Origin of the sequence: Sciscionella sediminilitoris (genome assembly GCF_000737195.2) — a bacterium.
Lineage (GTDB): Bacteria > Actinomycetota > Actinomycetes > Mycobacteriales > Pseudonocardiaceae > Sciscionella > Sciscionella sediminilitoris.
Genome location: NZ_JALM01000052.1, coordinates 25,077 through 35,374 on the forward strand (window position 1 = coordinate 25,077; position 10,298 = coordinate 35,374).

Here is a 10,298-nt window from a genome sequence, read left to right on the forward strand (position 1 = left end):
GGCGGTCCTTCAGGCTCGCTGCACGAGTTCGCGCAGCAGCGTGCCCATGCGTTCCGCGGCGGCCTGTCCCGCGGCGAGCACCTCATGGTGGTCCAGCGGTTCCCCGGTGATGCCCGCGGCGAGGTTGGTGACCAGGGAGAGCCCGAACACCTCGAGCTCGCGGGCGCGCGCGGCGATCGCCTCCAGCACGGTGGACATACCGACCAGGTCCGCGCCGAGCGTGCGTAGCATCCGGATCTCGGCGGGTGTCTCGAAGTGCGGACCGGGAAGGCCCGCGTAGACGCCCTCGGCGAGGCTGGGGTCGATCTGTTTGGCGAGCTCACGCAGGCGCGGTGAGTAGAGATCGGTGAGATCGGTGAACGCGGCCCCGGTGAGTGGGCTGCGCGCGGTCAGGTTCAGGTGATCGGAGATGAGCACCGGCTGGCCGACGCTCATGTCCTGGCGCAGCCCGCCCGCGGCGTTGGTCAGCACGATCGCGCGCACCCCGGCCTCGGCGACCGTGCGCACCCCGTGCACCACCGGATCGATGCCCTTGCCCTCGTAGAGGTGGGTGCGGCCGAGCACGATCAGCACCTTCGTCTCGCCGAGGGTGACCGAGCGCAGCGTGCCCCCGTGCCCGGCGACCGTGGGGGCGAGGAAACCGGGCAGTTCGGCGAGCGGGATCTCGGTGTCCGGGGTGCCGAGCACATCGGCGGCCGGGCGCCACCCGGAGCCGAGGACCACGGCGATGTCGTGTCGTTCGATGCCCGTTCGCTCGGCGATGACCGCCGCGGCTTCTGCTTCGCTAGTCACGCCGGGCAATACTAGGCGACGCTCAGTCCTCGGCGCGGAATGTCGGTGCGATCCGCTGATAGAGCTGCTGGTAGCCCTTGTCCTCCTGCTCGGTCGGCACGTGCACGCTGACCACCCAGAGGATCGATTCGTCCCGCTTGGCCTTGGCATAGACGGTGCGGCCGAGATCGGTGCTCGCGGCCCCCTGCTGCCCGTCGGTCTGGCTGGATTCCACCGTGCGGTACATGAACTCGCTGCTGTCCCCGGATTTCGCGCGCTGCGTGGACAGATCGCCGGCCGGCCAGGCCTCGCGGATGCTGCGGATGTAGTCGGCGATCGTGTGCGCGGGGAAGAACCGGGGATAGCGTTCCACGGTGATCTCCTGCTGGCCGTCCTCGCTGACGAAGTGCACCACCGCGGCCGAGGGCAGCCGGGTGTCGGTGCGCTGTTCGACGAAGGTCGGCCAGCCCTTGGGCACCATGATGGAGAATCCGCCGCCACGGGCCCCGTTCAGCGTCTGTGCCCGTCCCTCCTGGCGGACGAGTTCCCCGATCGGCCGGGTCGGCGCGTCCGCGGCGACCACTCGGGGCTGGGGGAGGATGCTCTGCCCGCCGATGGTGCGCGCGGCGACGAAGGTGCCGGTCCCGGCGAGCAGGAACAGCACGATCGCGGCGACCACGAGCCCCGTGGTCCGGTTCCGCCTCGGCCGCGGTGCCGGGGCGCTCGGGGTGAACGGCAACGGTCCCGGATCACCGGCCAGCGGGGCGGCGGTGGCGGCCTCGGCCCCCGGTTTCGGGCTGGGCGGGGGCGCGGGGGCCGGGATCGGCACCGGTTCCGGATCCGGGCTGGCCAGATCGAACAGCGACTCCCCCGGAGCGGGCAGCAGCGGATGCACCAGCCTGCGTATCTCCAGCAGGGACAGCCGGGCCTGCGGATCCTTGACCATCAGCCCGCGCACCACCTCGCCGAGCGGGCCGTCCACCTCAGGGTCGGGCACCTCCCCGTCCACCACCTGGTGCAGCGTGGCGACGATCCCGCCGTCCGGTTCATAGGGCGGTCGCCCGGTCACCGCGGCGAACAGGGTCGCGCCGAGGCTCCACAGGTCCGCGGCCGGTGCGGCTTTGGCACCCTCGGCGATCTCCGGGGCGATATAGGCCGGTGACCCGAGGATGATCCCGGTGTGGGTCATGGTGGACTCGGCGACGCTGCGCGCGATGCCGAAGTCGGTGAGCCGGACCTGGCCGCCGTCCCCGAGCAGTACGTTGCCGGGCTTCACATCCCGGTGGGTGATCCCGGTGCGGTGCGCGGCGCCGAGTGCCGCGGCGAGCGCGTCCGCGATGAGCGCGGCGGCCTGCTCGTCCAGTGGCCCGCTCGCGCGCAGCAGCCCGGCGAGGCTGCGGCCGGTGACCAGTTCCATCACCACGAACGGCGCCCCGTCGGTCACCGCCACGTCGAAGACGGTGATCACGTTCGCCTGATTGAGTGCGGCGACCGCGCGCGCCTCGCGCAGGGTCCGCTCGCGTACCGCGTCCGCCTCGTCGTCCGGCATGCCCGCGGGCAGCTGCACCTCCTTGACCGCGACATTGCGGTGCAGCAGTTCGTCGTAGGCCGACCACACGATGCCCATCGCGCCGGTACCGAGGCGTTCCCCCAGGCGGTAGCGGCCGCCGATCAGCCGGGTTTCGGAATCGGTCACGAAACCTCCTCGCTGACGCTCGTCGGCCCCGTGACCGGTGGTGCTGTGTCCATTGGTGCCCTCGCAAGCTCGGTCACGGAAGTATTGTGCCCGCGGATCGGGACCAGAGTCACACCCGTGTCCCGATTACCCGCCAGTACCATCACCACGTATGACAACCGCTCCGGAACGGCTCGAGCTCGCCGCCGAGTTCGAGGCGGCGACGCGCGCGCAATGGCGGGAACTGGTCGCGGGTGTGTTCGCCAAACAAGGGCGTACCGCGCCGGACGACCCCGAACTCGCGCTCGCCACCACCACCGACGATGACATCACTATCCGCCCGCTCTACACCGCGGAGGACGGCTCGCCCGGTACGGGTCTTCCCGGCCTCGCCCCCTATGTGCGCGGGGCCGATCCGCAGGGCACCGCGTGGCAGGTGCGCACCAAGGCCGAGGGCAGCGACCCGGCCGCGGTGAACGAGTGCCTGCTGGACGACCTCGAGCACGGGGCGGGCGCGGTCTGGCTCGCCGCGGGGGAGCACGGGGTACCGGCCGATGGGCTGGCGCGCGCCCTGGACGGGGTGCTGCTCGATCTCGCCCCCGTAGTGCTCTCCCCGGGGGAGCGGTTCCGCGCACCGGTCGACGCCCTGCTCGCCTGCTACGCGGCCGCGGGGATCCCGGACAGCGGAGTGCGTGCGGTCCTCGGTATCGACCCGCTCTCGGTGACCGGGCAGATCACCGAGCCCGAGTACCTCGCCGCGCTGGCGAAGCGGTACCCGAACACGCAGGTGATCACCGTGAACGGGGCGCTGTTCCACGAGGCGGGCGGTTCGGACGCCCAGGAGCTGGGCTACTCGATCGCGGCAGGGCTCGCCTATCTGCGCGCGCTGACCGAGGCGGGACTGGACGCCGACACGGCCGCCGCGACCCTCGAGTTCCGCTACGCCGCCAGCGTCGACCAGTTCGGCACCATCGCGAAGCTGCGCGCGGCCCGGCGGCTGTGGTCGCGGGTGTGCGAGGTGAGCGGCATCAAGGGGGTCCCGCAGCGCCAGCACGCGGTCGGTTCCTCGGCGATGATGACCGCGCGGGATCCCTGGGTGAACATGCTGCGCAGCACCATCGCGGCGTTCGCGGCCGGGGTCGCGGGTGCGGACGCGGTGACCGTGCGCCCCTTCGACGAGCGGATCGGCGCCCCGGACGCGTTCGCCAGGCGCATCGCGCGCAACACCCAGTCGATCCTGCTGGAGGAATCGCACCTGGCCGGGGTGATCGATCCGGCGGGTGGTTCCTACGCCGTCGAACGGCGCACCGATGAACTGGCGAACCGGGCCTGGGAGCGGTTCACCGGGGTCGAGGCGCAGGGCGGGATCGTCGCCGCGCTCGGTTCCGGGTCACTGGCCCGCGAGCTCGGGCGGACCTGGAGTGCGCACCGGGAGCGGATCGCGCACCGGACGGACCCGATCACCGGGGTCAGCGAGTTCCCCGACCTCGAGGAGCGCCCGCTTTCCCGCCCGGCAGCGGACTCCGAGCCGCCGGGGATCCTGCCCGGGGTGCACTACGCGGCCGAGTACGAGGCACTGCGGGACCGTGCGGACGCCGCCCCCGAACGGCCCCGGGTCTTCCTGGCCACGCTCGGCTCGCTGGCCGCCTACACCGCGCGCGCCGGGTTCGCCCGCAACACCTACGCGGCGGGGGGCATCGCCAGTGTCGAGGCGGGGCCCAGTGAGACGGTCGCGGAGATCGTGTCCGCGTTCACCGACTCGGGTTGCACCTGCGTCTGCGTGTGCGGTACCGAGGAAGCCTACGGCGAATGGCTTGCCGAACTCGTCCCCGCGCTGCGCTCGGCGGGGGCACGGCTGACCGCGCTGGCCGGGAAGCCACGCGAGGCGGGGTGTGACCAGTACGTCTACGCGGGCTGCGATGCGCTCGCCGCCCTCGGCGAGATTCTGGAGGTGTCCGCATGATCCCCGACTTCTCGCAGGTCGAACTCGGCGAACCGGCCGAGCCGGGCTACACCGACTGGACCTCGGCACTGCGCGCGGCCACCGGCAAGGACGCCGACGCCCTCGAATGGGAGACCCCGGAGGGCATCGGCATCAAACCGGTCTACACCGCGGCCGACACCGAGGGCATCGACTTCCTGCACACCTATCCGGGTATCGCGCCGTTCCTGCGCGGCCCGTACCCGACGATGTACGTCAACCAGCCCTGGACCGTGCGCCAGTACGCCGGGTTCTCCACCGCGGAGGAGTCGAACGCCTTCTACCGGCGCAACCTCGCCGCGGGGCAGAAGGGGCTCTCCGTCGCCTTCGACCTGGCCACCCACCGGGGTTACGACTCCGACCATCCGCGGGTCGGCGGGGACGTCGGCATGGCCGGGGTCGCGATCGACTCCATCTACGACATGCGCACCCTCTTCGACGGCATCCCGCTGGACAAGATGAGCGTCTCGATGACCATGAACGGCGCGGTGCTCCCGGTGCTCGCGCTCTACATCGTGGCCGCCGAGGAACAGGGTGTCGCGCACGAGAAGCTCGCGGGGACCATTCAGAACGACATCCTCAAGGAGTTCATGGTCCGCAACACCTACATCTATCCGCCGCAGCCCTCGATGCGGATCATCTCGGACATCTTCTCGTTCACCTCGACCGAGATGCCGAAGTTCAACTCGATCTCCATCTCCGGCTACCACATGCAGGAGGCGGGAGCCACCGCCGATCTGGAGCTCGCCTACACCCTCGCCGACGGGGTGGAGTACATCCGGGCCGGTCTGGACGCGGGCCTGGACATCGACAAGTTCGCGCCCCGGCTCTCGTTCTTCTGGGCGATCGGGATGAACTTCTTCACCGAGATCGCCAAGATGCGCGCCGCCCGGCTGCTGTGGGCGAAGCTGGTCAAGCAGTTCGAGCCGAAGTCCGCGAAGTCGCTGTCGCTGCGCACCCACTGCCAGACCAGCGGCTGGTCGCTGACCGCCCAGGATGTGTACAACAACGTGGTGCGCACCTGTGTCGAGGCGATGGCCGCGACCCAGGGACACACCCAGTCGCTGCACACCAACGCGCTCGACGAGGCGCTCGCGCTGCCCACCGACTTCTCCGCGCGCATCGCCCGCAACACGCAGCTGGTGCTGCAGCAGGAATCCGGGACCACGCGCACCATCGATCCCTGGGGTGGCAGCTACTTCGTGGAGCGGCTCACCAAGGACCTCGCGGAGAAGGCCTGGGCACACATCACCGAGGTCGAGTCCGCGGGCGGGATGGCGCGCGCGATCGACGCCGGGATCCCGAAGCTGCGCATCGAGGAGGCGGCCGCGCGCACCCAGGCGCGTATCGACTCCGGCCGCCAGTCGCTGATCGGCGTGAACAAGTACCAGCTCACCGCCGAGGAGCAGATCGACGTGCTCAAGGTGGACAACGCCGATGTGCGCGCCCGCCAGCTGGACAAGCTGCGCCGGTTGCGCGAGGAGCGCGACCAGGAACAGGTGGACCACGCGCTGCGGCAGCTCTCCGGTGCCGCCGAATCCGGTGAGGGCAATCTGCTCGAGCTCGCGGTCGCCGCGGGCCGGTCGATGGCCACCGTCGGCGAGATCTCCGACGCGCTCGAACGAGTGTGGGGCAGGCATTCCGGGCAGATCCGTACCATCTCCGGTGTGTACTCGCACGAGGTCGGCAAAGCGTCCAATGTGGACACCGCGCGCTCGATCGTGGACTCCTTCGCCGAGGGCGAGGGGCGCCGCCCGCGCATCCTGGTCGCCAAGATGGGTCAGGACGGGCACGACCGGGGGCAGAAGGTGATCGCGACCGCGTTCGCCGACCTCGGCTTCGACGTGGACGTCGGCCCGCTGTTCTCCACGCCCGCCGAGGTCGCCCGTCAGGCGGTCGAGGCGGATGTGCACGTGATCGGGGTGTCCTCGCTCGCGGCCGGGCACCTGACCCTGGTCCCCGCGCTGCGCGAGGAACTGGCCGCCAACGACCGTTCGGACATCATGGTCGTGGTCGGCGGCGTGATCCCGCCGGGCGACTTCGACGCGCTGCGCGAGGCGGGCGCGGCCGCGATCTTCCCGCCGGGAACCGTGATCGCCGACGCGGCGATCGATCTGCTCCGCCAGCTCTGCGCCCAGCACGGGCACCCGGTGCCGGAGGCGCCGTGACGACTGACGTCGCCGCGATGGCCAAGGATGTGCTGGCGGGCAAGCGCGGGGTGCTCTCCCGGGCGATCACGCTCGTCGAGTCCACCCGGGCCGATCACCGGGCCAAGGCCGCCGAACTGCTCACCGAACTGCTCCCGCATTCGGGCAAGGCGGTACGGGTCGGCATCAGCGGAGTACCCGGGGTGGGCAAGTCGACCTTCATCGACGCGCTCGGCAGCATGCTCACCGCGCGCGGGCACCGGGTCGCCGTACTCGCCGTCGATCCCTCCTCCAGCAAGACCGGAGGGGCGATCCTCGGCGACAAGACCCGGATGGCGCGGCTGGCCGTGGACCCGAACGCCTTCGTGCGTCCCTCGCCGACCTCGGGCACGCTCGGCGGGGTCGCCAGGGCCACCCGGGAGACCATGGTGCTGATGGAGGCCGCTGGCCACGATGTGGTGCTCGTGGAGACCGTCGGCGTCGGACAGTCCGAGACCACCGTGGCCAATATGGTCGACTCCTTCCTGTTCCTCACCCTCGCGCGCACCGGTGACCAGCTCCAGGGCATCAAGAAAGGCGTGCTCGAGCTGGCCGATGTGATCGCGGTGAACAAGGCCGACGGCGATCACGAACGCGAGGCCCGCCGCGCGGCACGCGAACTCGCCGGGGCACTGCGGATGCTGCGCTCCAGCGAGGACGAGTGGCATGCCCCCGTGCTCACCTGCAGCGGGCTCAGCGAGACCGGACTGGACACGGTGTGGACCCAGCTCGGCGCGCATCGGGAGGCGGCGCTCGCGGACGGTTCCTTCGAGGAGAAGCGCCGCCGCCAGCAGGTGGACTGGATGTGGTCGATGGTGCGTGACCAGCTGTTCGACTCGCTGCGGGCGAACCCGGATGTGGCCGCGATCGTGGACGGTGTGCAGCAGGAGGTGCGGGAAGGGCGGCTGGCCGCTTCACTCGCCGCGGCGCGGATCCTGGACGCGTTCACCGGCGAGCGGGCACACTGAGAGTGTGCGTTCACAACACCGCGCCAGCCGGATCGTCCTGCTCGGGCTGTGCGCCATGCTGCTCGGCCTCGGTGGCGGACTGCTCCCGCAGGTAGCCACGGCGCAGCCGGCCACCTCCGCCGCCCTGGTCAGTTCCGCTGCTGCGGTCGGCGGGCACACCGCGACCGCCGGGCCGGAGCCCGGGGTCTCGATCAACAAGCAGCAGGAGCAGGCCGACACCGAGCGTTCGGCCAACAAACTGATCCTCGGCGTGGTCGTGGTGTTGCTGCTCGTGATCGTCTACTTCGGCCGGCGCAAGCGCGGCAGGTACCGCAGGAAGCTCAAGAACCTGCAGAACGCGAAGGCATAGTCCGCCGTCGTTCCGTCATCCGTAGTGCTCTTTCCGGTAAAGAGTCTTAGGACCTCGAGGCCCGCGCAAAACGTTCGGCCGGGCTGAATTCCCGATTGCCGTCCAGCGCACTCGCGCGACCGGCGAGCGGTTGATCAGCCGAAACTACGTTCCGTCGTCGAATATCTGTGCATGATGAGCACGACAGCGCAAGCCTTTCGAGGAGATTCGCCGATGGAGCCGCAGCAGTGACCCTGGTTGACGCACAGCCGGAGCGCGCCGGCGGAATCGAGGAGTTGCTCACCGGAGCGGGCGACGTCGCCGACCTGGCCAAGGGACGGGGACCGGACTGGCTGGAGAGCTGGCTGCACCGCGGTAGCGCGGACCTCGTCGCCTGGCGCAGGCTCATCCACGCCCGCCCCGAGCTCGCCCGCGACGAGTACGCGACCACCGAACTCGTCGGTGACCTGCTGCGCTCGATCGGGCTCAAACCCGACGTTCTCCCGAACGGCACCGGCCTGATCTGCGATATCGGCAGCGGGGACCGGTGCGTGGCGCTGCGCGCGGACATCGACGCCCTGCCCGTGCACGAGGAGACCGGTCTCCCGTTCGCCTCGACCGTCGACGGGGTGGCGCACGCCTGCGGGCACGACGCGCACACCGCCATGCTGCTCGGTGCCGCGCACGCGCTGGTCCAGGCGCCGAGCCTGCCCGGGCGGGTGCGGCTGATCTTCCAGCCCGCGGAGGAGGTCATGCCCGGCGGCGCGCTCGACGTGATCGAGGCGGGCGGGCTCGAGGGGGTCGAGCGCATCTTCGGCCTGCACTGCGAACCGAAACTGGACGTCGGCACGGTCGGCACCCGGGTCGGCCCGATCACCTCCGCGACCGACTTCATCGAGCTGGGGCTCACCTCTCCCGGCGGGCACACCTCGCGCCCCCATCTGACCGCCGACCTGGTCAACGCGCTCGGCTCGGTGATCACCGGCCTGCCGGCGCTGCTGTCCAGGCGGGTCGACCCGCGCTCGGGGACAGTGCTCGTCTGGGGCGCGGTGCACGCGGGCAACGCACCCAACGCGGTGCCCAAGGAGGGGCAGCTGCGCGGCACGCTGCGCACCGCCGACCGGGACACCTGGGCCGCGCTCGAACCGCTGGTGCGCGAGTTCGTCGCCGCGCTCGTCGCCCCGACCGGGGTCGGGTTCGAGCTCGACTACCGCAGGGGAGTGCCACCGGTGGTCAACGAGGAACGCAGCACCGAACTGCTCTCCGAGGCCGTGACCTCGGCGATCGGTACCGATGCCGTCGCCACCGCCCAGCAGTCCTCGGGCGGCGAGGACTTCGCCTGGTACCTCGAGCAGGTGCCGGGCACCTTCGCCCGGCTCGGCGTGCACGGGGGCGGTGAACACCGCGCGGACATCCACCGGCCCGCCTTCGACATCGATGAGCGGGCGCTTCCGATCGGTGTCCGGGTCCATGTGACAGCCGCGCTGCACGCGCTCACCGCGCAGCGCTGACCACCGGCCGTCTGTCTGCGCGGTTGTCCACAGCGGCAACCGCCATCCACAGATTTGCGCGGGCCCGTTGCCCTCCGGGCGAACCACGGCATGCTCATGGTCATGACTGTTCTGGCCCGATCGGACCTTTCCTTGCGCTGCGACCCCGGCTCGACTCCTCGCTCGCTCCGGGCCTCGCTCGCTGAGGCTCGCTCGTGTCCTCACTCGATCGGCGTCGTCGCGGCCTCGCTCGCCGGGGCTCGCTGCGATGCTCGGAAAGGCCCGCTCTCATGACCGAGCTGGCCTGCATGACCAACGGCGCCTGTACCGAGCGCGCGGCGCGTGCCGAGATCGGTGCCTACCCGCTGCGCCTCGCGCTGAGCACCGGGCAGCTGCGGGAACGGTTCCCCGGGGTGCTGGTGCGCGGGGCGCGGGCGGCCGACCCGCTCACCATCGCCTCCGCCGCTCTCCTGTGGTGCGGCCCGGACAGTGCGCTGTGCCGAACGAGTGCCGCCTGGTTGCACGGTTGCTCCAGTGCCCGCAGCCAGCAGGTGCACGTGCTCCGGCCGTACGGCCGCAATCGCAGCGCGCCACCCGGAATCCGGATCCATCACGGCGACCCGGCCCGCCATGCCACGGCCACCGTGTGCGGGCTACCGACGGTAGGTCTCGACCACGCGCTCGCCGAACTGCTGTGCGCGCCGGAACGGGAGTTCGGGTTCGCCGTGGCCGAAGAGGCCCTGGCCCAGCAACCGGCGACCCGGCGAAGATCCTTGCGCGCCGGAATCCGGGCGCGGATCGCCGAACGGCGCGATCCGCGCTACCGCGAACGGGGTGACCGGCTCAGCTGCCTGGTCAGCGGCAAGACGAGGGGAGCGGCCGCCGGTGCGGTGCTGCTG

At 71.0% G+C, this 10,298-nt stretch carries 7 protein-coding genes and 1 pseudogene; 6 read left to right on the plus strand and 2 right to left on the minus strand.

Annotation, left to right across the window (positions count from 1 at the left end; all coding sequences use genetic code 11):
• Positions 1-9 precede the first annotated feature (9 nt).
• Together AD72_RS21090 and AD72_RS21095 are read right to left on the minus strand one after the other, a co-directional pair.
• Complete coding sequence (locus AD72_RS21090) at positions 10-792, minus strand: purine-nucleoside phosphorylase (protein WP_031468264.1); 783 nt, start codon at positions 790-792, stop codon at positions 10-12.
• Positions 793-814: 22 nt separating this feature from the next.
• Complete coding sequence (locus AD72_RS21095) at positions 815-2,467, minus strand: serine/threonine-protein kinase (protein WP_031468265.1); 1,653 nt, start codon at positions 2,465-2,467, stop codon at positions 815-817.
• A 151-nt stretch (positions 2,468-2,618) separates the two neighbouring features.
• On the opposite strand from AD72_RS21095, the gene AD72_RS21100 reads away from it, so the two are divergent.
• The 6 genes and pseudogenes from AD72_RS21100 to AD72_RS21125 form a co-directional block, all read left to right on the plus strand.
• Positions 2,619-4,409, plus strand: a complete 1,791-nt coding sequence (locus AD72_RS21100) for a methylmalonyl-CoA mutase family protein (RefSeq protein WP_031468266.1) — start codon at positions 2,619-2,621, stop codon at positions 4,407-4,409.
• Entirely contained in the window at positions 4,406-6,595 is a 2,190-nt protein-coding gene (scpA, locus tag AD72_RS21105) for a methylmalonyl-CoA mutase (protein ID WP_031468267.1), read from the plus strand. The genes AD72_RS21100 and scpA overlap by 4 nt, the downstream gene beginning before the upstream one ends.
• Complete coding sequence (meaB, locus tag AD72_RS21110) at positions 6,592-7,581, plus strand: methylmalonyl Co-A mutase-associated GTPase MeaB (RefSeq protein ID WP_255357172.1); 990 nt, start codon at positions 6,592-6,594, stop codon at positions 7,579-7,581. Before scpA ends, meaB begins: the two co-directional genes overlap by 4 nt.
• Before the next feature lie 4 nt (positions 7,582-7,585).
• Positions 7,586-7,930: a hypothetical protein gene (locus AD72_RS21115; protein WP_031468269.1), complete on the plus strand. Its 345-nt coding sequence runs from the start codon at positions 7,586-7,588 to the stop codon at positions 7,928-7,930.
• A gap of 227 nt (positions 7,931-8,157) precedes the next feature.
• The gene (locus AD72_RS21120; RefSeq protein WP_031468270.1) at positions 8,158-9,420 is read left to right on the plus strand and encodes a M20 family metallopeptidase; all 1,263 of its coding nucleotides are present in this window, start codon (positions 8,158-8,160) and stop codon (positions 9,418-9,420) included.
• A gap of 269 nt (positions 9,421-9,689) precedes the next feature.
• Positions 9,690-10,298 (plus strand): annotated as a pseudogene (locus AD72_RS21125) (hypothetical protein); the annotation flags it as partial.

Coding starts and splice junctions, on each gene's coding strand:
- AD72_RS21100 (WP_031468266.1), top strand. CDS start 2,619: ATGACAACCGCTCCGGAACGGCTCGAGCTCGCCGCCGAGTTCGAGGCG.
- scpA (WP_031468267.1), top strand. CDS start 4,406: ATGATCCCCGACTTCTCGCAGGTCGAACTCGGCGAACCGGCCGAGCCG.